23 protein-coding genes are annotated in these 22,723 nt (G+C 67.3%); 11 read left to right on the top strand and 12 right to left on the bottom strand.

All coding sequences use genetic code 11. From position 1 onward, the window contains the following. Positions 1–10: 10 nt before the first annotated feature. Positions 11–1,261 carry a NupC/NupG family nucleoside CNT transporter gene (locus RPB_RS16275; protein ID WP_011442109.1) on the bottom strand — a complete coding sequence of 417 codons (1,251 nt, stop codon included), beginning with the start codon at positions 1,259–1,261 and terminating at the stop codon, positions 11–13. Between the two features lie 218 nt (positions 1,262–1,479). Between RPB_RS16275 and RPB_RS16270 the strand changes: the two genes are divergently transcribed. The 3 genes from RPB_RS16270 to RPB_RS16260 all read left to right on the top strand — a co-directional run bounded on the left by RPB_RS16270 (position 1,480) and on the right by RPB_RS16260 (position 4,372). Beyond that, positions 1,480–2,697: an MFS transporter gene (locus RPB_RS16270; protein ID WP_011442108.1), complete on the top strand. Its 1,218-nt coding sequence runs from the start codon at positions 1,480–1,482 to the stop codon at positions 2,695–2,697. Between the two features lie 78 nt (positions 2,698–2,775). Then, complete coding sequence (locus RPB_RS16265; protein WP_011442107.1) at positions 2,776–3,879, top strand: RuBisCO large subunit C-terminal-like domain-containing protein; 1,104 nt, start codon at positions 2,776–2,778, stop codon at positions 3,877–3,879. Beyond that, on the top strand, positions 3,869–4,372 hold the full coding sequence (locus RPB_RS16260; RefSeq protein WP_011442106.1) for a cupin domain-containing protein: 504 nt from the start codon (positions 3,869–3,871) through the stop codon (positions 4,370–4,372). Before RPB_RS16265 ends, RPB_RS16260 begins: the two co-directional genes overlap by 11 nt. Here RPB_RS16260 and RPB_RS16255 read toward each other — a convergent pair. Continuing rightward, the gene (locus RPB_RS16255) at positions 4,359–4,814 is read right to left on the bottom strand and encodes a protease inhibitor I42 family protein (RefSeq protein ID WP_011442105.1); all 456 of its coding nucleotides are present in this window, start codon (positions 4,812–4,814) and stop codon (positions 4,359–4,361) included. The two genes, RPB_RS16260 and RPB_RS16255, sit on opposite strands and share 14 nt — an antisense overlap. 66 nt (positions 4,815–4,880) lie before the next feature. On the opposite strand from RPB_RS16255, the gene RPB_RS16250 reads away from it, so the two are divergent. Further along, the gene (locus RPB_RS16250; RefSeq protein WP_011442104.1) at positions 4,881–5,657 is read left to right on the top strand and encodes a hypothetical protein; all 777 of its coding nucleotides are present in this window, start codon (positions 4,881–4,883) and stop codon (positions 5,655–5,657) included. Between the two features lie 20 nt (positions 5,658–5,677). Here the strand turns inward: RPB_RS16250 and RPB_RS16245 are convergent, their stop codons facing one another. The 8 genes from RPB_RS16245 to RPB_RS16210 all read right to left on the bottom strand — a co-directional run bounded on the left by RPB_RS16245 (position 5,678) and on the right by RPB_RS16210 (position 13,316). After that, positions 5,678–6,016, bottom strand: a complete 339-nt coding sequence (locus RPB_RS16245) for a hypothetical protein (protein WP_011442103.1) — start codon at positions 6,014–6,016, stop codon at positions 5,678–5,680. A 94-nt stretch (positions 6,017–6,110) separates the two neighbouring features. Further along, positions 6,111–6,872: an SDR family oxidoreductase gene (locus RPB_RS16240; RefSeq protein WP_011442102.1), complete on the bottom strand. Its 762-nt coding sequence runs from the start codon at positions 6,870–6,872 to the stop codon at positions 6,111–6,113. A 117-nt stretch (positions 6,873–6,989) separates the two neighbouring features. Next, positions 6,990–8,177 carry a GNAT family N-acetyltransferase gene (locus RPB_RS16235; protein WP_011442101.1) on the bottom strand — a complete coding sequence of 396 codons (1,188 nt, stop codon included), beginning with the start codon at positions 8,175–8,177 and terminating at the stop codon, positions 6,990–6,992. 106 nt (positions 8,178–8,283) lie between these two features. Continuing rightward, positions 8,284–8,799 (bottom strand): GNAT family N-acetyltransferase, encoded by a 516-nt coding sequence (locus RPB_RS16230; RefSeq protein WP_011442100.1) that lies wholly within the window; start codon positions 8,797–8,799, stop codon positions 8,284–8,286. A 244-nt stretch (positions 8,800–9,043) separates the two neighbouring features. After that, entirely contained in the window at positions 9,044–9,790 is a 747-nt protein-coding gene (locus RPB_RS16225) for a peptidase (protein WP_011442099.1), read from the bottom strand. Positions 9,791–9,858: 68 nt separating this feature from the next. After that, the gene (locus RPB_RS16220) at positions 9,859–10,683 is read right to left on the bottom strand and encodes a transglutaminase family protein (protein WP_011442098.1); all 825 of its coding nucleotides are present in this window, start codon (positions 10,681–10,683) and stop codon (positions 9,859–9,861) included. Between the two features lie 154 nt (positions 10,684–10,837). Next, the gene (locus RPB_RS16215) at positions 10,838–11,782 is read right to left on the bottom strand and encodes an alpha-E domain-containing protein (RefSeq protein ID WP_011442097.1); all 945 of its coding nucleotides are present in this window, start codon (positions 11,780–11,782) and stop codon (positions 10,838–10,840) included. A gap of 115 nt (positions 11,783–11,897) precedes the next feature. Next, on the bottom strand, positions 11,898–13,316 hold the full coding sequence (locus tag RPB_RS16210) for a circularly permuted type 2 ATP-grasp protein (RefSeq protein ID WP_011442096.1): 1,419 nt from the start codon (positions 13,314–13,316) through the stop codon (positions 11,898–11,900). A gap of 210 nt (positions 13,317–13,526) precedes the next feature. On the opposite strand from RPB_RS16210, the gene RPB_RS16205 reads away from it, so the two are divergent. The 4 genes from RPB_RS16205 to RPB_RS16190 all read left to right on the top strand — a co-directional run bounded on the left by RPB_RS16205 (position 13,527) and on the right by RPB_RS16190 (position 16,175). Next, positions 13,527–14,264 (top strand): competence/damage-inducible protein A, encoded by a 738-nt coding sequence (locus RPB_RS16205; protein ID WP_011442095.1) that lies wholly within the window; start codon positions 13,527–13,529, stop codon positions 14,262–14,264. 18 nt (positions 14,265–14,282) lie between these two features. Continuing rightward, complete coding sequence (locus RPB_RS16200) at positions 14,283–14,741, top strand: PaaI family thioesterase (RefSeq protein ID WP_011442094.1); 459 nt, start codon at positions 14,283–14,285, stop codon at positions 14,739–14,741. Continuing rightward, positions 14,714–15,232, top strand: a complete 519-nt coding sequence (gpt, locus tag RPB_RS16195) for a xanthine phosphoribosyltransferase (protein WP_011442093.1) — start codon at positions 14,714–14,716, stop codon at positions 15,230–15,232. The genes RPB_RS16200 and gpt overlap by 28 nt, the downstream gene beginning before the upstream one ends. A gap of 274 nt (positions 15,233–15,506) precedes the next feature. Further along, positions 15,507–16,175, top strand: a complete 669-nt coding sequence (locus RPB_RS16190) for a hypothetical protein (RefSeq protein WP_011442092.1) — start codon at positions 15,507–15,509, stop codon at positions 16,173–16,175. Positions 16,176–16,188: 13 nt separating this feature from the next. Here the strand turns inward: RPB_RS16190 and RPB_RS16185 are convergent, their stop codons facing one another. Together RPB_RS16185 and RPB_RS16180 are read right to left on the bottom strand one after the other, a co-directional pair. Then, positions 16,189–18,702 carry a pyrroloquinoline quinone-dependent dehydrogenase gene (locus RPB_RS16185; protein WP_011442091.1) on the bottom strand — a complete coding sequence of 838 codons (2,514 nt, stop codon included), beginning with the start codon at positions 18,700–18,702 and terminating at the stop codon, positions 16,189–16,191. A 140-nt stretch (positions 18,703–18,842) separates the two neighbouring features. After that, positions 18,843–19,865 carry a methionine synthase gene (locus RPB_RS16180; protein ID WP_011442090.1) on the bottom strand — a complete coding sequence of 341 codons (1,023 nt, stop codon included), beginning with the start codon at positions 19,863–19,865 and terminating at the stop codon, positions 18,843–18,845. A gap of 139 nt (positions 19,866–20,004) precedes the next feature. Between RPB_RS16180 and RPB_RS16175 the strand changes: the two genes are divergently transcribed. From RPB_RS16175 to RPB_RS16165, 3 genes are all read left to right on the top strand, one after another. After that, positions 20,005–20,724, top strand: a complete 720-nt coding sequence (locus tag RPB_RS16175) for a glutathione S-transferase N-terminal domain-containing protein (RefSeq protein ID WP_011442089.1) — start codon at positions 20,005–20,007, stop codon at positions 20,722–20,724. A gap of 401 nt (positions 20,725–21,125) precedes the next feature. After that, a complete protein-coding gene (locus tag RPB_RS16170) occupies positions 21,126–21,746 on the top strand; it encodes a 2-hydroxychromene-2-carboxylate isomerase (RefSeq protein WP_011442088.1) in 621 nt (206 codons plus the stop codon). Continuing rightward, on the top strand, positions 21,746–22,720 hold the full coding sequence (locus RPB_RS16165; RefSeq protein WP_011442087.1) for an NADPH:quinone oxidoreductase family protein: 975 nt from the start codon (positions 21,746–21,748) through the stop codon (positions 22,718–22,720). Before RPB_RS16170 ends, RPB_RS16165 begins: the two co-directional genes overlap by 1 nt. Positions 22,721–22,723 lie beyond the last annotated feature (3 nt).

Raw genomic sequence — 22,723 nt, 5'->3', positions numbered from 1 at the left:
CGGCGTCGGCTCAGGTCATTACGCCGACCACCGCGCCCATCAGGCAGGTGGTCAGCGTCCCCGACACGATCGACTTCAGCCCGAGCGAGGCGATCTCCGCGCGACGCTGCGGGGCCATCGCGGTCAGGCCGCCGAGCATGATGCCGAGGCTGCCGAAATTGGCGAAGCCGCACATCGCATACAGCATGATCAGCCGCGAGCGCGGATCGAGCGCGTCGGGCGCGAGTTTCGACAGTTCGACATAAGCGATCAGTTCGTTGAGCACCGTCTTGATGCCCATCAGCGAACCGGCGGTGACGGCCTGGGGCCACGGCAGGCCGAGCAGCCAGCACACCGGCGCCATCGCATAGCCGAGCATTCGCTGCAGCGAGATCGGCGCGCCGCCGAGATCGGGCAGCAGGCCGAGCACCGCGTTGGCGAGATACACCAGCGCCACCAGCACGATCAGCATGGCGACGATGTTGAGCAGCAGTTCGAGGCCCGCCGCGGTGCCTTTGACTACGGCGTCCATGCTGCTGACGGCGATCCGCTCCGGATCGGCCAGCGCGCCGCCGGTGGCGCGCGGCTCGGTTTCGGGCACCATGATCAGGCTGACCAGGATCGCCGCCGGCGCGCCGAGCACCGAGGCGATGACGAAATGCGCCGCGGCGTCGGGCAAATGCGGCGCCAGCAGGGTGGCGTACAGCACCAGCACGGTGCCGGCGATCCCGGCCATGCCGCCGGTCATCACCAGGAATAATTCGCTGCGGGTGAGCTGCGCCAGATACGGCCGGATGAACAAAGGCGCCTCGACCATGCCGAGAAACACGTTGGCGGCGGTCGACAGCCCCACCGCGCCGCCGACGCCGAGCGTGCGCTCCAGCAGCCATGACATGCCGTGCACGATCGGCGGCAGGATCTTCCAGTAGAACAACAGCGTGGTGAGCACGCTCATCACCAGCACCACCGGCAGCGCCTGGAAGGCGAGGATGAATTCCGCGCCCGGCGCCTTGATGTCGAACGGGGCCGTGCCGCCGCCGAGATAGCCGAACGCGAACGAGGTGCCGGCGCGGGTCGCCGCACCGATCACACCGACCGCCTCGTTGATGACGCCGAAGGCGTGCGCGGCGCCGGGCAGCTTCAGCATCAGCGCGGCGGTGCCGAGCGTCACCGCGAGCCCGACCACGATCCGGCGCAGCGACACGCGGTCACGATGTTCGCCGAATGCCCAGGCCAGCATCAGCAGCGCGACAATTCCGAAAGCAGATTGCAGTTGCAGCATCAGTCCCCCACGCCATTATGCCGATGCCGGGCGCGGTGACCAGCGCGGATCGGGTGGAAGCGGTCTCCGACTTTGTGATCAGGATGCGTCAGCGGCGCGCTACGCGCTCGCAGGGGGGCAGGCGTGCCGGCGATCGACTTGACGCTCGCCGCACCGCGGGCCATGGCATTGGCGATGATCCCACCGTCGCTTCGCGCCCCCGCCCGGTGCGCGCCCGTATGACCACGCTCGCCGCTTCCGGCTCGCTGCTGCGGCACCGCGCCTTTGCGATCTATCTCGGCGCACGGACGTCCTCCCGCTTCGCCAGCCAGATTGCGGCGGTGGCGGTGGGCTGGCAGGTCTACGACATGACCTCGAGCGCGTTCGCGCTCGGCATGATCGGACTGGTGCAGTTCATCCCGACCGCGCTGCTGGTGTTCGTCGCCGGCCACGCCGTCGACCGGTTCGACCGCAAGCGGGTGGTGCAGCTGTGCCAGATCGTGGAAGGGCTGACCGCGGTGTTCCTCGCCGTCGGCACCTATGGCGGCTGGCTGACGGTGCCGCAGATCTTCGTCGCGATGACGCTGGTCGGCATTGCCACCTCGTTCGAGAGCCCGGCCGTGGCGGCGCTGCTGCCGTCGGTGGTGCCGGACGGCACGCTGCAGCGGGCGACCGCGACCTCGACCGGGTTCGCGCAGCTCGCAATGATCACCGGGCCGGCGCTCGGCGGCTTTGCTTATGCGTTCGCGCCGGGGCTGCCTTATGTGATGATGGCGGGGTTCTGGATCGCGGGCAGCGTGCTGATGCCGCTGGTCGTGGTGGCGCGGCCGGTGCCTACGGAGCCCTCGACCGAGATTGACGATTTGTATTCGGGGTTGCGCTTCGTCCGCTCCAATCCGGCGATTCTCGGCACGATCTCGCTCGATCTGTTCGCGGTGCTGCTCGGCGGCGCCACCGCATTGCTGCCGATCTATGCGCGCGATATCCTACACACCGGCCCGTGGGGGCTCGGCCTGCTGCGCGCCGCGCCGGCGATCGGGGCGCTGGCGATGACCATCTTCCTGGCGCGCCATGCCATCACCAGCCGGGTCGGGCTGCGGATGTTCCAGGCCGTGATCGTTTTCGGCGTGGCGACCATCGTGTTCGCTCTGTCATGGTGGCTGTGGCTGTCGGTCGCGGCGCTGGTGATCATGGGTGCGGCGGATACTGTCAGCGTCGTGATCCGGTTCTCGCTGGTGCAACTGTCGACGCCCGACAATATGCGCGGCCGGGTCGGTGCGGTGAACTTCCTGTTCATCAACGCTTCCAACCAGCTCGGCCAGTTCGAGAGCGGCGTCACCGCGGCGCTGTTCGGCGCGATGCCGGCGGCGGTGCTGGGCGGCGTCGGCACCGTTCTGGTCGCGCTGCTGTGGATGAAGCTGTTTCCGACGCTGCGCAAGGTCGAGCGGCTGGAGTAGGGCGCGCATCGCGGCACTGTCATCCGGGCTGTGCTAGAGAAGCCGTCGCGCCGGCGGGGCGCGGCGGGACGGCAGCGGATGACGGACGATCGAATCATCGCGACCTATCGTGTGACCAGCGAGCCTTCGCGGATCGCCGATCGCGCGCAGGGGCTCGCGATCGAGCAGAGCGTCGAATGCCCGCTCGACGCGATCGGCGATCCGTGGGTGCGCGACGCCATCGTCGGACGGGTCGCGCTGATCGACCAGATCGGGGCGGGCCGCTACGCGGTGCGGGTCGCGCTGGCCGCGGCGACGGCGCCGGCCGAGCCCGGGCAATTGCTCAACATGCTGTTCGGCAACGCCTCGATTCAGCCCGACGTGGCGCTGGTCGATGTCGAATTGCCGCCGGCCTATCTCGCCGCGTTCGGCGGGCCGAAGCTCGGCCTCGACGGCATCCGTGCGCGGACCGGCGTGCACCGGCGGGCGCTGACCGCCTCGGCGCTGAAGCCGCAGGGGCTCGCGCCCGCGGCACTGGCCGCGATCGCGCGGCAACTCGCCGAAGGTGGCGTCGACCTGATCAAGGACGATCACGGCCTTGCCGATCAGGCCTACAGCCCGTTCGCTGCGCGGATCGCGGCGGTCGGCCGCGCGGTGGATGCCGCCAACCAGGCGAGCGGACGGCGGGCGCTGTATGCGCCGCACGTCTCCGGCTCGCTCGACGAGATGCGGCGTCAGCTCGATCTGATCCGCGCCGAGACCATCCCGGCGCTGATGATGATGCCGATGATCGTCGGGCTGTCGAACTTCCATGTGATCGCCAGGGAGGCGGAGGGGCTGGTCGTGCTGGCGCATCCGGCGCTGTCGGGCGCGACCAGGATCGCGCCGCCGCTGCTGCTCGGAAAACTGTTCCGGCTGCTCGGCGCCGACGCCACGGTGTTTCCGCATGCCGGCGGGCGGTTCGCCTACACGCCCGAAACCTGCCGCGCATTGGCTGATGCGGCGCGCGGCGACTGGGGCGGGCTGAAGCCGTGCCTGCCGGTGCCCGCGGGCGGCATCGCGATCGATCGGGTCGAGGAGCTGTTGTCTTTCTACGGCCGTGACGTGATGCTGCTGATCGGCGGCAGCCTGCTCGCCGCGCGCGAAAACCTCGGTGCAGAGGCGGCGCGCTTTGTCGCGGAGGTCGCAGCCCATGGCGCATGACGAGACCAAGAGCGAGCAGCCCGGCGTGCGCAAGCAGATTGCGCCCGGGCGCTGGGACGGCGTCGAACCGATGCAATACAAGCAGGCGGACACCGCGCCGTTTTGCGACGTGAGCCGGCAGGTGCTGTTCGCGGACGCGAATCTCGCCTGCGAATGGCGCTATTTCGAAGTCGCCGAGGGCGGCTATTCGACGCTGGAGCGGCACGCCCATGTCCATGCGGTGATGATCCATCGCGGCAAGGGACAATGCCTGGTCGGCGCCACGATCAGCGACGTCGCCGCCGGCGACCTGGTGTTCATTCCGCCGATGAGCTGGCATCAGTTCCGCGCCAATGCCGGCGACTGCCTCGGCTTTCTCTGCGTGGTGAATGCCGAGCGCGACCGGCCGCAATTGCCGGGCGAGGGCGATCTCGCGGCATTGCGGAGCGACGCGGCGGTGGCGGCGTTCATCCGCATCGGCCAGGGTGAGACGACGGCGATCAGCGCGGGCTGATGTCGACCGTCACCGTGTGGCGTTGCACCGGCCCGAGCTTCTCCCAGTCGCGCAAGTAAGCGAACACCGCGATCGCGGTCCCGGGCTGGCGGGCGACGATGCGAAAGCTGCGCGTGCCGGGGACGCCGACCATCGGCTGGTGCACCGCGTCGCCGCTGCGGTTCTGGACGTAGCCGGCATCGGATACGTCGATCAGCGCCAGCCGGCTGCTCGCTGCGGTGTCGAGATGCCAGCGATAGCCGGTCGAGGGATTTTCCTCGAGTGCGAAGCCGGCTTCGCCACCGACCGGCAGACGCAACGTTTCGGCGGTGTCGTCGGCGCGGAGCGGGCCGGGCAGCACGATCAGCGCCGCGCCTGCGAGCAGCGCGACCACGAGGCGGCGCCTGCCGGCGCGATCGATCGGGAATCCGTTACCGCCCGGCTGGAAATATTCTGCAAACATTGAAAATCCTTATCATTGAATTAACCGACGCCAGAAGATGCTGCACGAGATCGCGAGGGCTTCAAGATGCGTATCGGCAGCTCGATATCCTATCAGTCCGATCTGACCGCGGTGCAGCTCCTCGCGCGGGCCGGCGCGGCCGGCCGTGCCGCGAGCGGATCTGCAGCCCCCGGTCCGGTCGGGACCGGCGCGGGCGGCGCTGCGGCGTCCACGCTGCTCACTTATTCGTCCGCGGGCACGCTGCCGTCGGGGGCGAGCGCGATCGCGATGATCAAGACGATGGCGGCTTCCGGCACCTTCGCCAATGCCGCAATGGGCGTCGCCGACGATCAGGTCCGCGCGCTGGTGCGCGACGGCAAGATCGCCCAGCTTCCGCTGCCGAAGGATTTTCAAACCGCGGGTCTGAGCACGGCGGAGCAGAACGTCTACCATGTGGTGCAGACGCTGCAGAGCCTGTACGACGCCCAGCCCAAGACGCTCGACGACGCTCTGGCGGGGCACGTCGCGACCGTGCTCGACTCTTATCCCGAGGCGATCGCGCGGATGAAGGACGGGCTGGCGAACGGCACGCTGCCGGAGTCCGACGGCTGGAACGACGTCATCGCCCGATACGAGGACGAGCTGTCGGCCGCGCAGCAGGGCAAAATGAAGATCACCGCGATCGACGATCCGGGCCTGGTGCGGACCACCAACGAATTCAGCGTCTCGTCCAACGGCATCGGCTGGAGCGGCCGCGGCACGTCGACGACGGCGAACATCCCGGCGCTGCAAGAATTGCTCGGCACCGGCAACGTGCTGCCCGGCGGCAGCCCGTACACCGGCAGCTACGCCATCAGCTGGTAGCTGCCGGGCAGGTCCAGAACTCAGGCGAGTTCGATCGGGCCGTGGTCGTCGCAATGGCCGGCGTGCGGATGGTGCAGGCGGCCGTCGACCAGATAATCGACATGATCGCCGTGCGGCACCGCCTCGTGGCCGCAGCCGGGGCCGTGGGTGTGGCCGGCGCAGGCGGTCTCGGGCGTGCATTGCACCGGATTGGTGCCGCTGACCGCGATGACGTGCTCGTCGACATGGTCACCGTGCATGTGATGCAGATGGCCGTCGTGCAGATAGTCGACATGGCCGTCGTGCTTGACCGCGGTGTGACCGCAGGCGGGGCCGTGCTGGTGATCGTGGTTGGCGTGATGGTTCAGATTGCAGGACATGGTCGGATTCCCTCGCTCGCAGCCTGCCATCATCCGCATCGGCCGGCGATCGGCAACCGAATAATGGCGCCCCCCGGCATCGACCGGAGGCGTCTCAGCCGCGGCCGACGAACGGCATCTTGGTGGCCATCACCGTCATGAACAGCACGTTGGCGTCGAGCGGGAGTGCGGCCATATAGGCCACCGCATCGCCGACCGCCTTGGCGTCCATCCGCGGCTCGTGCCGGGTCGAGCCGTCCGGCTGCAGCACGCCGGGGCCGTCGACCATGCGGTCGGTCATCGGGGTCGCGGCGTTGCCGATGTCGATCTGGCCGACCGCGATGTCATAGGCGCGGCCGTCGAGATTGCTGGCCTTGGTCAGGCCGGAAATCGCGTGCTTGGTCGAGGTGTAGGCCGCCGAGAACGGCCGCGGCGCGTGCGCCGAGATCGAGCCGTTGTTGATGATGCGGCCGCCGCGCGGGGTCTGGTCCTTCATGATGCGGAAGGCGTGCTGGGTGCACAAAAACGGCGCGGTGAGGTTGGTGTCGACCACGGTCTGCCATTGCGCCAGCGACAGATCCTCGAACGGCACCGGCGGCGCGCCCATGCCGGCATTGTTGAACAACAGATCGAGCCGGCCGTAGGTCTTCACGGTGGTGTCGAACAGCGCGGCGATCGAGGCGGGATCGGCCATGTCGGCCTGCACCGGCAGGCTGTCGCCGATCGCTTCGCCGAGCGTCTGCGTTTCCTGCAGCAGCGCGAGCCGGCGGCCGGCGAGCACGACGGTGTAGCCGATCTGCATCAGCGCCAGCGAGGCGGCGCGGCCGACGCCGGTGCCCGCGCCGGTGACGATGGCGATCTTCTTGGTGGCGGACATGGCGTCTCCCCGGAGTTTCTTGCTGTTGTTGGCGAATGTCGGCGGGATCGTAGAGGCTGGCCCGCGCTTCAACAAGCCGGCCGGCATCGAGGCGAGGGGGCCGAACTGAAAATGAAGCTAGGGTTCGCCGACAGGCGCACCGAGGGCGCCACGATCGTCCGGCTTCGCCGCGGACTTCGACGGGCGGTTCAGCGATCGCGCGCGGAAGGCGTTGACGGCGTGCAGCGCCTTGTCCGCCAGGATCGCCGCCTTGCCCAGCAGCGTGCGGCCCCCCGCGAACGAGTTCAGGGTGACCTGCTGGTTGCTGAAGCGATATTTGTAGTCCTCGTCGCCGCACAGGAAATCGACGGTCGTCGCGCCGTGATCGATCGACCATCGGATGTAGTCGAACAGCAGGATGTTGCCGGGCGAACTGCGTTCGAAACTGGAATCGTAAGTGGTGACATAGGCCATCATGGTGGCGTGCTGCATCAGGTTGACCGTCATGGCGACGATCACGCCGTCGCGCTCGAGCACGAACACATGCAGCAGCTTGTTGTCGGCGAGCACCTGCACCAGCGCTTCCAGCATCGGCGAACCGGCATCGAACAGCGGCGCCACCAGGCCGTTGCGGGCGCACCAGGCGCGCTTCAGCTCGGCGCATCGCTGCAAGGCGGGCCCGAGCGGCTCGTCCGGTGCCATCAGCCGGAATTCGACCTTGGCGTTGTCTGAAAGGGTCTTGAGACCGCGGCGATAGTTGCGCCGCGCGTTGCCGGAATGCGAGTCGAACCAAGCCTGGCTGTTGCTCCAGGGGCCGACCACGCGCAGGCTCGTGGCCTGCCGGAAGTGGGGACGCAGCACGACGCCGCGGCCGCGCGTTCCGTCGGTCAGCGTGTTCACGATCGCGGTCGGCAGCACATGGCCGAGATAGGCGGCGTCGAAACCTCCCTGCACATCGGCATGGGCCCACATCCGCTGCACCACAGCCGGGCCGATGCCCGGGCGCAGCAGCGCGTCGCAATAGTCGGAGTAGTCCTTGGCGGCCCATTCCAGCACGCGGACGCCGTACCAGCGGCAGGTCGCCAGCGGCAGCACCGCCACCAGCGTGTCGTGCCGCCACGCCAGTACGATGAACAATCCGCGGCGCGGGCGGTCGGGCACCGCGTTCCACCACGCGGCGGTCCAGGCATGACTCTGGAACACCAGCGCGCCGGCGTCGTGCCACAGCGCTTCCCAGGCCGGGCCGATCTCGCGCAGCCGCTCGGCGGTCCGGACGATTTCCAGACGCTCGCCGTCGGCATCCGCCGCGCCGGCATTGCCGATCATATGGAACTCCCGTGCGGTCTATCGATTCCGATGCACGCGACCGGGTCGCGGCGTCGATGATATAACCGCTGCGAGCGCGTTTCGCCGTCGGCATCGGGCGATAGAGTTAACCCGTCTCTGCGGTGCAGACCATGTAGCGGGCGTCCGCCCCATAGCTCGCGAGTTTTGGCGCCAGCGCCTGAGTTTCCATAACGTCGAACCCTTGGCTGCGCCAGAACGCGACCGAGCCGCTGACCGCGACCAGCGAGATGTTGCTCAGCCCCGCCGCGACGGCATGTCGCAGCAGCCGTGCGACGATCGCAGCCCCGGCGCCGAGCCCGCGGCCCTGCGGCAGCAGCGCGAGGTCGTGGATGTAGTAGGTCGAGGCCGGCGCGGGCAGGCGGCCGAGCAGCGTGTCGAGCGCCGGCGGCTCCGCGATTCGCCACGGATGGCTGACGACGTAACCGCCGATGCCGTCGGGCTCGCGATCCAGCACGAAGCATCCGGCGGGGTAGAGCGCGAGCCGCTCGGCGAAGATCGCGGGGTCTTCCGGAAACGCGACATGGACCTGCGCGGCGATGGCGTTCACCGCGGCGAGATCGGCGGCCGTCATCGGCCGCCAGCGGGGCGACGTCATGCTCATCGGCGCGTGCGCCGTGGAATGTGCGCCACCTCTCCCCGCGTGCGGGGAGAGGTCGGCCGGCGTCGCGCAGCGATGCCGGTCGGGTGAGGGGGCGCCTCGACGCGGCCGAGCCGCTCAGACTCGCGGAAACGCCCCCTCACCCCGACCCTCTCCCCGCACGCGGGGAGAGGGTGCCGGGCGGCGCGTCCGCGGTCGTCATGTCGAGTTGCGCTTGCGGCCATGCCGAGATCGCGTCGCCGGCTGGTTACTTCTGATCCTTGTAGGGCGGCCGCGGGATGTTCTTGTGGGCGGCGCGCAGGGCTGCGGACCAGCGCGAGCGCAAATCGTGGAAATACGGCTCGCCGGCCTCGATGCGGTGGTTGAGGTCGGCGTCGCAGACGTCGACGCGCGCCACCAGCACGTCGATCGGCAGGCCGACGCCGAGATTGGAGCGCATCGTCGAATCCATCGAGATCAGGCTGGTCTTCAGCGCCTCGTAGAGTTCGACGTCGTAAGTGATCGCGCGGTCGAGCACCGGCTTGCCGTATTTGTGCTCGCCGATCTGCAGATAGGGCGTGTCGATGGTGCATTCGATGAAATTGCCGGCCGGATAGATCATGAACAGCCGCATCCGCTCGCCCTTGATCTGGCCGCCGAACAGGAAAGACACTTCGTAGTTGATGTCCTCGGCTTTGAGCGCCTGCGCCTCGGTGGCGTTGACGTGCCGGATCACGCGGCCGATCCGCTGCGCCGCCTGAAACATCGTCGGCGCGTCGAGCAGCGTTTCGCGCGCGCCGGTCTCCGGATCTTCGAGGCCTTCGGTCAGGGTCGACAGAACCGACTGGCTGATCGACAGATTGCCGGCGCTGGCGATCGCCATGATGCGGTCGCCGGGCCGGTTGAAGACGTGCAGCTTGCGATAGGTCGAGATGTTGTCGAGCCCGGCGTTGGTCCGCGTGTCGGCGACCATCACCAGGCCGTCCTCGACCAGCACTCCGCAGCAATAAGTCATCTCGTCCTCGAACCAATGCGTCTGAAAGGGAAGCCGCCGCGCCGCAGTTTGCGCAAGCGGCGATGAAGCTATTGCGACTGGAACTGCCGGCCGGCCTGATCGACCTTGACGGCCACCGACAGCGTTTCGAGCCCGCCGCCATAGCGGGTGCCGCGCACCGGGGCGGCGCCGAGATAATCCAGCCCGATCGCGACCCGGACATGGGCGTCGGTCGAGCAGATGCTGTTGGCCGGATCGAAGCCGACCCAGCCGAGCGCCGGGACATAGGCCTCGGCCCAGGCATGGCCGGCCTGCTGATGCACCTCGCCGTCGGCGCGCAGGAAGTGGCCCGCGACGAACCGGGCAGGGACGCCGCCGGCGCGCGCGCAGGCGATGAAGATATGCGCGTAATCCTGACAGACGCCGCGGCGCAGCGTGAAGGCTTCGGCCGCGGTGGTGCCGGAATGGGTGGGGTCGTCGTCGAACGTCATGTGGTCGTTCATCCGCGTCATCAGCGCGTGCAGGAAGCTGATGGCGTCGCCCTCGGCGCCGCCGATCTCGCGCGTGAACGCGGCCATCGCCGGGCTCAGTTCGGTGAGGTCGCTCGTGCGCAGGAACAGCTGCGGCGGAAACCGCTCGTCGGTGCCGCGCATCACGCCGCCGGTGTCGATGGTCTCGATCAGTCCCTCGGCGGTGATGGTGAGATCCTCGGTGGCGCCGATCGTCAGCACGTGGGTGGCGTTGCCGAACGCGTCGTAATGCATGTCGAGCTTGACGTCGGCCGAGACGTCGATCTGCCAGTCGGCGACATACTGACCGTCATGGCTGCCGGGCGTCAGCCGCAGCACCTGGATCACCCCGGTGGCGGCGGGCTCGTAGCGATAGGTCGTGCTGTGGGAAATTCGCAGGCGCATGGATCGGCATTCCGGGTCGTCGCGGCGGCAGGAGCGCGGCGGACTATATCAGGCTCGGACGCGAAGGCGTTTCATCAATCGCCGTTGTTCGCGTCTTTTTGGGACCCGCAGGATCCGCCCGGGAAACCCGGAATTGCGAGGCCGGATCATGCTGTTAGATCAAATATTGCTTGGCGACGATCTCGCCGAGCCGGCTGTTGTCGGCGAGAAATTCCTGGATGAATTCGTGCACGCCGCGCTGGAAGATGTCCTCCATCTCGGAATGCTCGAGCCGGTTGCGGATGCCGCGGGCGTGGCGCTGTGCCGGCCCCTGGCGGCCATAGGCGACGCCGATCTGGTCGAGATTGCGCACCAGATTGCCGTAGCAGGAGGCGAGCGAGCGCGGCAGGCTGTCGTTGAGGATCAACAGGTCGGCGATCAGCCACGGCTTCAGCGTCTGGCGATACACCCAGTGATACGCGGTCAGCGCCGACACCGAGCGCAGGATCGACGACCATTGATAGTAGTCGAGCGGGCCGCCGACGTGCTCCTGCTCGGGCAGCAGCAGATGATATTTGACGTCGAGAATCCGCGCGGTGTTGTCGGCGCGCTCGAGATGCACGCCGAGCCGTGAGAACCAATAGGCGTCGTTGCGCAGCATGGTGCGGTAGGCGGAGCCGTCGAATCGCAGCGAGGTCTCCTGCACGAAGCGCAGGAAACCGGTGAGCTGCTCGCGGGTCTTGGCGCCCTTGCTCCAGTTCTCCTGCAGCTCGATCCAGGCGCTGTTGATGGTCGCCCACATCTCGCCGGTCAGCGCGGTGCGGACCGAGCGCGCATTCAGCCGCGCGGCCTCGATGCAGCTGCGGATCGACGACGGGTTGGTGGGCGCGAACGACAGAAACTCGACCACATTGGTTTCGTTGGCCTCGTCGTAGTGCTTGTAGAAGCTGGCGGCGACGCCGGCCGTCAGCAGCGCCGAATCCCATTCGTTGCCCTGACCCGAATAGGTGTTGGGCAGAGCGGTGACGCGCATCGTCGCGTCGATGGTCCGCGCGAGATACTCCGCGCGTTCGACATAGCGGGCGAGCCAGAACAGGTTTTCAGCGGTACGCGACAGCATGCTCTATCCGTCATTGCGAGGAGCGAAGCGACGAAGCAATCCAGAGGAGATGATGCGGTCCTGCGGCCCTGGATTGCTTCGCTTCGCTCGCAATGACGCCCCCTGTTTTGCGAAATTACTCATCCAGCACCCACGTGTCCTTGGTGCCGCCGCCCTGGCTGGAATTGACCACCAGCGAGCCTTCCTTCAGAGCCACGCGGGTGAGGCCGCCGGGGACGATGGTGACGCGATCGCGGCCGGTCAGCACGAACGGCCGCAGATCGACGTGGCGCGGCGCGAGGCCGGATTCGGTGCAGGTCGGGCAGGTCGACAGCGCCAGCGTCGGCTGGGCGATGAAGCCCTCCGGCTCGCGCTTCAGCTTGTCGCGGAACGCCTCGATGGTCGCCTTGGTGGCGGCCGGTCCGATCAGCATGCCGTAGCCGCCGGAGCCGTGGACTTCCTTGACCACCAGTTCGGGCAGATGGTCGAGCACGTAAGCGAGGTCGGCCGGCTCGCGGCAGCGCCAGGTCGGGACGTTCTTCAGGATCGGCTCCTCGCCGAGATAGAACTTCACGATGTCCGGCATATAGCTGTACACGGCCTTGTCGTCGGCGATGCCGGTGCCGACCGCATTCGCCAGCGTGACGTTGCCGGCGCGGTAGGCCGACATCAGGCCCGGCACGCCGAGCGCGGAATCCGGCCGGAAGGTCAACGGATCGAGGAAGTCGTCGTCGACCCGGCGGTAGATCACGTCGACCCGCTTCAGGCCTTCGGTGGTGCGCATGAACACTTCGTCGTTCTTGACGATGAGGTCGCGACCCTCGACCAGCTCGACGCCGAGCTTGTCGGCCAGAAACGAATGCTCGTAATAGGCCGAATTGTAGATGCCCGGCGTCATCAGCGCGACGGTGGGCTCCGACGACGAATGCGCCGGCGCGACCGAGCGTAGCGCAGTCAGCAGTTCGTCGGGATAGCGCTCGACCGGGGCGATGCGGTGCCGGGCGAACAGGTCCGGAAACAGCCGCATCATGACTTCGCGGTTTTCCAGCATGTAGGACACGCCGGACGGGGTCCGGGCGTTGTCTTCGAGCACGTAGAAATTCTCGTCGTCGACCCGGACGATGTCGATGCCGGCGATGTGGACATAGACGTCGTGCGGGACCGCCTGGCCGTTCATCTCCGGCCGGAACACCGGGTTCTGGAAGATCAGATCGTGCGGGATGATGTTGGCGCGCAGGATGTCGCGGCCGTGATAGATGTCGCGCAGGAACATGTTGAGCGCGCGGACCCGCTGCTTCAGCCCGCGTTCCATCAGCGCCCATTCGCGCCCGGACAGGATGCGCGGAACCACGTCGAACGGAATCAGCCGCTCCTGAGCCTCGGCGTCGCCATAGACCGCGAAGGTGATGCCGATCCGACGGAACAGCAATTCGGCTTCCTGGCGCCGATTGGCGAGAGAATCGGGCGGCGTCTCGCTCAGCCAGCGGGACAATTCCTGATAGGCCTGGCGAAGCTCGCCGCCGGCCCCATTCATTTCATCGAACGCAACTGCCATGTCGCCAAATTGATTCCAGAGATGTTCGCGCCAGAGTGCCGCATGGAACAGGATGGTAGCAAGGGCTAGGCCATCGCGATATGGATGGAGTGGACCGATTTATCGGGCCGGTCCATGATGCTGCCCGAAAAACGGGCGGGACGCTGCACAAATGAGCGCCTTCCGGCGGGATCAGTCGGCCGATTGCGGCCGGGAGGGACAAGGGACGTCATGAGCGACATCGTCACGGCGGGTATTCTGGTGATCGGCGACGAGATCCTGTCCGGCCGCACCAAGGACCAGAACATCGGTTTTATCGCCGAATACCTCACCAATATCGCGATCGACCCGCGCGAGGTGCGCGTGGTCGCCGACGACGAGGACGCGATCGTCGAGGCGCTGGACGCGCTGCGCGGCCGCTACACCTATTTGTTTACGACCGGCGGGATCGGCCCGACCCATGACGACATCACCGCCGACTGCGTGGCGAAGGCGTTCGGCGTCGGCATCGGCTATCATCCGGAGGTGGTGGCGCGGTTCCGCGAACGGTTCTCGGAAGCGGAACTCAACGAGGCCCGGCTGCGGATGGCGCGAATCCCCGACGGCGCCGAATTGATCCAGAGCGCCACCATCATCGCCCCCGGGTTCAAGATCGGCAACGTCATCGTGATGGCCGGAGTGCCGTCGATCATGCAGGCGATGATGGACATCGTCGCGCCGAAATTGAAGTCCGGAGTGAAGATGCTGTCGGACACGGTCCGGGCCAATGCGCGCGAAGGCGATATCGGCGGGCCGCTGCGGGCGATCGCTGCGGCTCACCCGGAGACGATGATCGGCAGCTACCCGTTCCTCGACGAGGACCGCAAGCCGAATACGAATTTAGTGGTGCGCTCGCGCGACCCGGAGAAATTGCAGCGGGCGATGGGCGCGGTGAAGCAGATGTTGGCGGAATTGAACGTGACCAAATAATTTCAAAGCGGAGGGAGTATGAACAGCGATTCGGTGTTCTGGAAGATCGCGGACGGTCGATTGCCCCCACCGCCCTGCGCCGCGACCCTCGGTATTGAATTTCTGCGCGTCACGCCCGAATCCGGCGGCATCGAAGTGAAATTCGAGGCGACGCCGGCATTCCTCAATCTCGCCGGCCACGTCCAGGGCGGGTTTCTCGCCGCGATGCTCGACGACACGATGGGGCCGGCGCTGGTCGCGACGCTCCAGGCCGACGAATTCGCCCCGACGGTCAATCTCAACGTGCAATTCCACCGCCCGGCGCGGGTCGGGCCGTTGAAAGGCATCGGCCGCGTGCTATTGCGGGGGCGGCAAGTCTGCCAGCTCAGCGGCGAATTGCTGCAGGACGAGCGCCTGGTGGCGACCGGCACCGCGACCGCGGTGATCCGCAGAATGGGGACCGAGACCGCATGGGCAGCGACGCAGATGCCGACCTAGGGGAGCGGCGGCCGTTTCCGGTGTCGTGGGATCAGTTCCACCGCGACTGCCGGGCGCTGACCTGGCGGCTCAACGAGGTCGGGCCGTTTGCCGCGGTGATCGCCATCACCCGCGGCGGGCTGGTGCCGGCGGCGATCGTCGCGCGCGAACTCGGCCTGCGGGTGATCGACACCATCTGCGTAGCGAGCTACGCCCACGACAAGCAGGGCGATCTGCAGGTGCTGAAAGGCGTCTCCGAACAGACCGCGGCGCTGGGCCACGGCACCGGCAAGGGGCTGTTGATCGTCGACGATCTGGTCGACACCGGCAAGACCGGCCGCATGGTCCGCGACCTGTTGCCCGACGCGCATTTCGCCACCGTCTACGCCAAGCCGATGGGCAAGCCGCTGGTCGACACCTTCATCACCGAGGTCTCGCAGGACACCTGGATCTTCTTCCCGTGGGACACCGGCCTGAGCTTCCAGCCGCCACTGAAGGACGGCGCGGCCTAACCTCTCCCCGCGCGCGGGGAGAGGTCGGATTGCGCAGCAATCCGGGTGAGGGGGCGTCGCGACGAGTCTGAGCCTTTCGCATTTCGGGTGGCAAACGCCGCGCGCTGGTGCTGACATCGCAACGCTCGGCCATGTCGAGACGCCCCCTCATCCCAGCCTTCTCCCCGCACGCGGGGAGAAGGAGCAGGCCGGGCGCGGGGAGAGGTCCTGCACCACGCGCGGGATCGCGATGACGCTCTGAGACAGGCCTCGTCTTGTGTTTGTGGAGCCGACCATGCCGCTGCAGAATCGCGTGACGCCGTTCGGCGAGATCGTCGCGGTGGCGAGCCGCGGGATGTTCACCGGCAATCGCGGCATCATTCACGACCCGGCGACGAAGACGCTGCTGACGCGGCGCTGGTCGAGCCCGGCGTGGATCACCTGCGTCTGCGACTTCCGTGGTCGCCGCCGCGACGTGATGGCGACGCGGAGCTGGACCGAGCTGTTCTTCCTGGATGAAGCGACCGCGCTCGCGGCGGGACATCGGCCCTGTTACTTCTGCCGGCGGGCCGACGCCAATGCGTTTGCTGCAGCGTGGGCGGAGGGCAACGGCCTTGCGCGCGTCACCGCCAGACAGATCGACGCCACGTTGCATGCCGAGCGCCTCGACGGCAGGGCGACGCGGCTGCATCCGCTGCCCTGCGCGATCGAGGCGTTGCCGGACGGCGCGATGGTGGCGGCGCTGGCGCCGGATGCCGACGGTTCGCGACCAGGTCACGATCGAGCCGACTGCTATCTGATCGGGCGGGGCGAGATGTTGCAGTGGAGTTTCGACGGCTATCGCGCCGTCGAAACGCCACCACGCCGCCCGCAACTGATAACGCCGCCCTCGACGTTGCGTGCGTTGCAGGCGGGATATCGGCCGCGCTGCTCGGGCCGACGTTCCGAGGCGGCTGCGGACTGACTTGCGCCGGCCGCTATTGGGGCAGGGCGTAGACCTTGAGATAATCGCCGGGCGTGGTGCCGAAGCGGGCGTGACCGGTCGCCGTGACCGCGATGTATTGCCGACCGTTGTGCGCGTAGCTCATCGGGCCGGCCTGCGCGCCGGCGGGCAGCCGGGCTTCCCACAGCAGCCGTCCGGTGGCGGTCTCGAACGCGCGCAGGAAATCGTCCTGCGTCGCGCCGATGAAGGTCAAGCCGCCGGCCGTCACCAGCGGGCCGCCGAGGTTCGGCGTTCCCGTCGCGATCTTGAGACGGGTGGGAATACCGAGCGGACCGGAATCGAAGCCGGTGCCCAAGGGCTTCGACCAGACGATCTGGCCGGTGTCGATATTGGTCGCCGAGATGTAGCCCCAGGGCGGCGAGATGCACGGCACCCTGAGCGGCGACCACCAGATCGGTCGGGTCACGGCGAAGGGCGTCCCGGAGTGGGGGGCGACTTTCTGATCCGGTCTGGCGCCGCCCGATCCGACAGGCTGATCGACGACGTCCGCGCGCGGATGCAGAACCACCAGGTTGGGCAGCCGGGAATTGTTGGCGATGATCAGGCGACGCTGCGGGTCGTAGCCGAGCCCGCCCCAATTCATGCCACCGACCGTGCCCGGAAACAGCAGCAGGCCTGCCTTGTCGACCGTGGGCGGGGTGAAGATGCCCTCGTAGCGGTGACGGTGGAAACTGATGCGGCAGAGCGCAGCGTCGATCGGCGTCAGCCCGAAGGCATGACGCGCGTCGATTTGCTCGGGATCGCGACCCGGCACGCCACCGATGTTCGGAAAGAAGACGGATTGCGGCTGGGTCGGCGCCACCCAATCGCCCGGAGGCGGGCCCTGCGGGGTAGGGCGCTGCTCGACCGGGCGGAGCGGCTCGCCGGTGCGGGCGTCCAGCAGAAACAGGTTGCCGGTCTTGCTGGCCTGCATGATGGCTCGATGGGCAGAGCCGTTGATGGTGACGTCGACCAGCATCGGCTGAGCGCCGAGGTCGTAGTCCCAAAGGTCGTGGGTGACGGTGGTGTAGACCCAGCGCGTCGCGCCGGTCTGCAGATCGACCGCGACGACAGCATCGGTGAAGCGGTCTTCTTCCGGGGTCCGGTTGCCACCCCATTGATCGGCGGCGGCATTGCCGGTGGCGAGGAAGGCCAGCCCCAATGATTCGTCCGCCGAAATGATGTTCCAGACGTTCGGCGTGCCGCGGGGATAGATCTCGCCGGGCGCGAGCTTGGCCTGGGCGTCGGGACGAAGTGCGTCCACGGCCCAGCGGAGTTCGCCGGTGCGCGCGTCATAGGCTCGCACCACGCCGGACGGCGCATCCCGTCTCTGGTTGTCGCTCACCTGATGGCCCAGAATGAGCAGCCCGCCCGCCATGGTCGCGCCCGAGGTGGAGGAGGCGAAGCCCTTCTCGCGCAGTCCCATGCCGGCGGTCAAATCGACGACGCCGTCTTCGCCGAACTCCCGGCAAACGAAGCCGGCGACCGCATCGAGCGCGATCAGCCGGCCGTCCGCCGTCGAGACGAAGATGCGCCGGTGACACTGGCTGCCCCCGCGCGGCACCGGACGAATCGCGCCAGGAACAGCGGGCATCGTTGCAATCGATTCCGGCGCACCCGCGGCTTCGCCATCGTCGAAATAGGCGACGGCGCGACACGCCGCGGTGAACAGCGACTCCATCGCGCTCGCCGGCACCTTGGGGTCGTGACTCCAGCGCACGTTGCCGGTGCCCGGATCGAGTGCGAACACGCGATTGGTCGGCGTGCAGGTGTAGAGCAGGTCCCCGACCTTGATCGGCGTGTTCTGGGCGGAATAGAAGACGCGCCCGGGATCGGGATTGAGATCGCCGCTGCGAAACGTCCAGGCTTCCTGCAAGGTGGTGACGTTGGCGGTGGACACCTGGCTCAAGCTCGAATAGCGGCGTCCTCCGGTGGTGCCGCCGAACGCGGTCCAGTCCGCGCCGGCTTCCTGCATGGCGCCGCCGCCGGCGGGAGCGCCGCTCGCCGCGCTGTCGCGTTCGCTCGCCGGTTCGGTGGTTTCCCAGCTTGCATAGACGAGCCCACCCAGAGCGATAAAGATACTAAGTGCTGAGGCCAGCGCGAGTTTGCGCGGCGTCGAACGCGGCGCGGCGCGCCACAGCAGATAAGCGAGGCCGACGCCGGCCAACAGCGCTGCAAGAACGCCGACGCGGCCGGCGAAATCGATGCCCCAGGCCGGCAGCCAGCCTTTGCCGGCGATCTCGACCAGCGACCAGATAATTGTGAGCAGGAAAGCGCCGGCGAACAGCAGGAAGGCCGCGCGATCGCGGCCTGTCCAGACCAGGGCTGCGCCGAGCGCCAGCAACGCGCCCGCGCCAAGATAGTAGAAGGAGCCGCCGAGTGCGATCAGCCAGCCGCCGAGCACGGCCATGATCAGTCCGAGTACGCCGACCAATGTCGCCAGGCCGACATAGAGCCATCGCCAGCCGCGACGCTTTGCGAATCTCGGATGCGTCGTATCGGCGGGCATGAGCAGATCTCCGTCAGCGGGGCTGCCCGGCCAACGTTCCGCCTACGGCAGTGTTCCATCCAGCTGATAGGCACCTCGGCGACCCATCGGCGCATGCGCCGTCATGCCGCGCCTTCGGACGACGCTCACGCCGCTGATGATCAGCCGAACGTCTCCCGCGCCAGCGCCGCGCCGGCGCCGAGCGCGGCGAGTTTCGCCTCGGCGATGTCGCGGCGCATCGGGGCCATGCCGCAATTGGTCGTGGCGACGATGTTGCTCTTCGGCACGTGTTGCATCACCGCTTCGATCGTGGCGCAAACGTCGTCGGCGGTTTCGATCGCGTCGCTGGCGACGTCGATGACACCGGCCTGGACGATCTTGCCGGGCAGCAGCGACAGCAATTCCAGCGGCACTTTCGAATTACGGCATTCGATCGCGACTTGCTGAATTGGACTGGCGTCGATCGCCGGAAAGATCTGTTCGTATTGCCGCCACTCGGCGCCGAGCGTTTCTTTCCAGTCGGTGTTGGCCTTGATGCCGTAGCCGTAGCAGATGTGCACGGCGGTGGCGCAGGTGAGGCCTTCGGCGGCGCGCTCCAGCGCCTTGACGCCCCAATCGGCGGCCTCGCTCATGTAGACGTTGAACGCCGGCTCGTCGAACTGGATCATGTCGATGCCGTCGGCCTGCAACGCTTTGGCTTCCTGATTGAGCAGCTCGGCGAAGGCGAACGCCATCTTGACGCGGTCGCCGTAGTACTGGTCGGCGATGGTGTCGATGATCGTCATCGGGCCGGGCAGGGTGAACTTGATCTTCTGCTTTGTATGCGCGCGCGCCACCCGCGCCTCGAATTCGTGGACGCGGCCCTTCAGGCGCAGCGGCGCCACCACCTGCGGCACCATCGCTTTGTAGCGATCGTTGCGGATGCCCATCTCGACCTTGTGGGCGAAGTCGATGCCTTCGACCGCTTCGAGAAAGCCGTGGACGAAATGCTGCCGCGCCTGCTCGCCTTCCGTGACGATGTCGACGCCGGAATCCTCCTGCAGCTTCAGCGCGAGAATCGTGGCGTCGCGCTTGGCGCGCTGCAGTTCCGCGCCCGAGGATTTCCACGGCGCCCACAGCTTGTCGGGTTCGGCGAGCCATTCGGGCTTCGGCAAGGAGCCGGCGATCGTGGTCGGAAACAGCATGGGGCCTCTCCCTGGGACGCGTCGTTGCGGCCCTCTCTGCCATGTTCGCTGCGTGGCGGATAGGGGGCCGAGACCGAGGTGACAAGGCCGGCGCGGCCGGGCTAGGATGCGGAAAAATCAACCCGTGAAGGGAGCCCGCATGATCGAGCTGTTTTACGCGCCGACGCCGAACGGCTGGAAGATCTCGATCATGCTGGAAGAATGCGGCCTGCCGTACAAAGTGGTGCCGATGCAGCTCGGCCGCGGCGATCAGTTGAAGCCGGAGTTTCTCGCGCTCAGCCCGAACGGCCGGATGCCGGCGATCGTCGATCACGCGCCCGCCGACGGCGCCGGGCCGCTGAGCATGTTCGAGAGCGGCGCGATCCTGATCTATCTGGCGGAGAAGACCGGACGCTTCATGCCCGCCGAGGCACGGCGCCGCTTCGACGTGATGCAATGGGTGATGTGGCAGATGGCCGGCTTGGGGCCGATGCTCGGCCAGAACGGCCATTTCCTGCTCTATGCGCCGGAGAAAATTCCCTACGCGATCGAGCGCTACAGCCGCGAAGCGAAGCGACTGTACGGCGTGCTCGACGCGCAGCTCGAAGGCCGCGATCACATCGCCGGCGACTATTCGATCGCCGACATCGCCTGCTTTCCGTGGATCATGACTCACAAGGCGCAGGGCCTGACGCTCGACGACTATCCGAACGTGAAGCGCTGGTACGCGGCGCTCCGCGCGCGGCCGAAGCTGCAGGCTGGCCTCGCGCTCGGCAAGGAGGACAGGAAGCCGATGGACGAACAGGCGCGCAAGCTGCTGTTCGGCGTCGACAAGCCGGCGCATGCCGATGCGGCTGTGCAGGGCGCGCAGCAGCAGTGATGGCGAGTCGTGGTGAGCACTGGATACGGACGACGTTGATGCACGCGCGATCAACAACCACACCCGTCATCGCCCGGCTCGACCGGGCGACCCAGTATCCCAGAGCGGCTGTTGCTCAACTCGATCGCTCTGGAATACTTGGTCCCCCGCTTTCGCGGGGGATGACGGTGGGAGCTTGCTGATGACGACACAACGAATATCAACGCTCGTCATTCCGGGGCGCGCCGGAGGCGCGAGCCCGGAATCCATACGCCGCAGCTTGGGCGTCGGAGCAGGGCGTCGGTTGCGCTTTGCCTGAACGAGAGGATAGGGGGTATGGATTCCGGGTTCGCGCTGCGCGCGCCCCGGAATGACAAGTTGAGAGACAGCAATTAACAACAAAGAAAAAGGAAACACCCGCGATGCTCGAATTCTTCTTCGACTGCTCCAGTCCCTGGACCTATCTGGCCTTCCACAACATCCAGCCGCTGGCGAAGGAGGCGGGGGCGGAGATCATTTGGCGGCCGATCCTGGTCGGCGGCATCTTCAATTCGGTCAATCCAAGCGTATACGAATCGCGCAAAACGCCGGTGCCGCTGAAGGCGCGCTACATGGTCAAGGACCTCGGCGACTGGGCGCGCTCGTCCGGCCTTGCGATCAAGATGCCGCCTTGGGTGTTCCCGGTGAACAGCGTCAAGGCGATGCGCGGCTGCCTGTGGCTGCTGCGCGACAAGCCGGATGCGATGGTGCCGTTCGCCACTGCGGTGTTCGAGGCCTATTGGGGCGATGATCAGGACATTTCCAACGACGAGGTGCTGAGCGCGATCTGCACCCGCGTCGGCCTCGATCCGCAGGCGTTGTTCGCCGGCATCGCCGAACCCGCGATCAAGGATCAGCTCAAGGCCAACACCGACGAGGTGATGGCGCGCGGCGGCTTTGGTTCGCCGACGATCTTCGTCGACAAGACGGACATGTATTTCGGCAACGACCGCTTGCCACTGGTGCGCGAGGCGCTGATGCGCCGCAAAGCGAGCGCCGCCTGATGGCGAAAGCGGTGGTGTGCCGCGAGCTCGGTCCGCCCGAGGCGCTGCGGCTTGAAGAGATCGAACGCAAAGCGCTGAAGCCGGGCGAGGTGCGCGTCGCGATCCGGGCGGCGGGGATCAACTTCCCCGACATTCTGATGTGCGCCGGCGAGTATCAGCTCAAGCCGGAACTGCCGTTCATTCCCGGCGTCGAGGCGGCCGGCGACGTGATCGAAACCGGCGAGGGTGTCAGCGATGTGCGCGTCGGCGACAAGGTGATCGTCAAGCTGCGGTTCGGCGCCTATGCGCAGGAGGTCGCGGTGGCGGCGTCGCAACTGACGCCGATGCCGCCGAATTTCGACTACGCCGAGGCCGCGACCTATCTGGCCGGCCACGGCACCGCCTGGCACGGCCTGGTCGATCGCGGGCAGTTGAAAAAGGGCGAAGTGCTGTTGGTGCACGGCGCTGCCGGCGGCGTCGGGCTGGCCGCGGTCGAACTCGGCAAATATCTCGGCGCGACCGTGATCGCGGCGGCGTCGAGCGAGGAGAAGCTCGCGGTGGCGCGCGCCCGCGGCGCCGATCACGGCATTCTGTACGGCGCCGAGCCGTTCCGCGATGCGGTCAAGCGCATCACCGGCGGCCGCGGCGCCGACGTAGTGTTCGATCCGGTCGGCGGCGCGATCTTCGAGGACAGCGTGCGCTGTATCAATTGGGGCGCGCGGCTTCTCGTGGTCGGTTTCACCGGCGGCATCGGCCTCGCGCGCACCAATCTGATCCTGATGAAAGGCGCCAGCGTGATCGGAGTCCGCGCCGGTGAGGCGGTGCGGCGCGATCCGGCGCTCGGCGAACGGCGCATCGCGGCTTTGCTTGATCTCGCCGCGAAGGGCGTGCTGCGCCCCAACGTCTCGCACCGGTTGCCGCTGGCGCAATGGGCGCAAGGGATGCGGCTTCTGATCGAGCGCCGCGCCATCGGCCGGGTCGCGCTGCTGCCGTAGCGC

Origin of the sequence: Rhodopseudomonas palustris HaA2 (genome assembly GCF_000013365.1) — a bacterium.
GTDB lineage: Bacteria > Pseudomonadota > Alphaproteobacteria > Rhizobiales > Xanthobacteraceae > Rhodopseudomonas > Rhodopseudomonas palustris_J.
The sequence above is the reverse complement of the archived record's forward strand: the minus strand, read 5'-3'. Positions and strand labels throughout refer to the sequence as shown.

Coding starts and splice junctions, on each gene's coding strand:
- RPB_RS16275 (WP_011442109.1), bottom strand. CDS start 1,261: ATGCTGCAACTGCAATCTGCTTTCGGAATTGTCGCGCTGCTGATGCTG.
- RPB_RS16270 (WP_011442108.1), top strand. CDS start 1,480: ATGACCACGCTCGCCGCTTCCGGCTCGCTGCTGCGGCACCGCGCCTTT.
- RPB_RS16265 (WP_011442107.1), top strand. CDS start 2,776: ATGACGGACGATCGAATCATCGCGACCTATCGTGTGACCAGCGAGCCT.
- RPB_RS16260 (WP_011442106.1), top strand. CDS start 3,869: ATGGCGCATGACGAGACCAAGAGCGAGCAGCCCGGCGTGCGCAAGCAG.
- RPB_RS16255 (WP_011442105.1), bottom strand. CDS start 4,814: ATGTTTGCAGAATATTTCCAGCCGGGCGGTAACGGATTCCCGATCGAT.
- RPB_RS16250 (WP_011442104.1), top strand. CDS start 4,881: ATGCGTATCGGCAGCTCGATATCCTATCAGTCCGATCTGACCGCGGTG.
- RPB_RS16245 (WP_011442103.1), bottom strand. CDS start 6,016: ATGTCCTGCAATCTGAACCATCACGCCAACCACGATCACCAGCACGGC.
- RPB_RS16240 (WP_011442102.1), bottom strand. CDS start 6,872: ATGTCCGCCACCAAGAAGATCGCCATCGTCACCGGCGCGGGCACCGGC.
- RPB_RS16235 (WP_011442101.1), bottom strand. CDS start 8,177: ATGATCGGCAATGCCGGCGCGGCGGATGCCGACGGCGAGCGTCTGGAA.
- RPB_RS16230 (WP_011442100.1), bottom strand. CDS start 8,799: ATGAGCATGACGTCGCCCCGCTGGCGGCCGATGACGGCCGCCGATCTC.
- RPB_RS16225 (WP_011442099.1), bottom strand. CDS start 9,790: ATGACTTATTGCTGCGGAGTGCTGGTCGAGGACGGCCTGGTGATGGTC.
- RPB_RS16220 (WP_011442098.1), bottom strand. CDS start 10,683: ATGCGCCTGCGAATTTCCCACAGCACGACCTATCGCTACGAGCCCGCC.
- RPB_RS16215 (WP_011442097.1), bottom strand. CDS start 11,782: ATGCTGTCGCGTACCGCTGAAAACCTGTTCTGGCTCGCCCGCTATGTC.
- RPB_RS16210 (WP_011442096.1), bottom strand. CDS start 13,316: ATGGCAGTTGCGTTCGATGAAATGAATGGGGCCGGCGGCGAGCTTCGC.
- RPB_RS16205 (WP_011442095.1), top strand. CDS start 13,527: ATGAGCGACATCGTCACGGCGGGTATTCTGGTGATCGGCGACGAGATC.
- RPB_RS16200 (WP_011442094.1), top strand. CDS start 14,283: ATGAACAGCGATTCGGTGTTCTGGAAGATCGCGGACGGTCGATTGCCC.
- gpt (WP_011442093.1), top strand. CDS start 14,714: ATGGGCAGCGACGCAGATGCCGACCTAGGGGAGCGGCGGCCGTTTCCG.
- RPB_RS16190 (WP_011442092.1), top strand. CDS start 15,507: ATGCCGCTGCAGAATCGCGTGACGCCGTTCGGCGAGATCGTCGCGGTG.
- RPB_RS16185 (WP_011442091.1), bottom strand. CDS start 18,702: ATGCCCGCCGATACGACGCATCCGAGATTCGCAAAGCGTCGCGGCTGG.
- RPB_RS16180 (WP_011442090.1), bottom strand. CDS start 19,865: ATGCTGTTTCCGACCACGATCGCCGGCTCCTTGCCGAAGCCCGAATGG.
- RPB_RS16175 (WP_011442089.1), top strand. CDS start 20,005: ATGATCGAGCTGTTTTACGCGCCGACGCCGAACGGCTGGAAGATCTCG.
- RPB_RS16170 (WP_011442088.1), top strand. CDS start 21,126: ATGCTCGAATTCTTCTTCGACTGCTCCAGTCCCTGGACCTATCTGGCC.
- RPB_RS16165 (WP_011442087.1), top strand. CDS start 21,746: ATGGCGAAAGCGGTGGTGTGCCGCGAGCTCGGTCCGCCCGAGGCGCTG.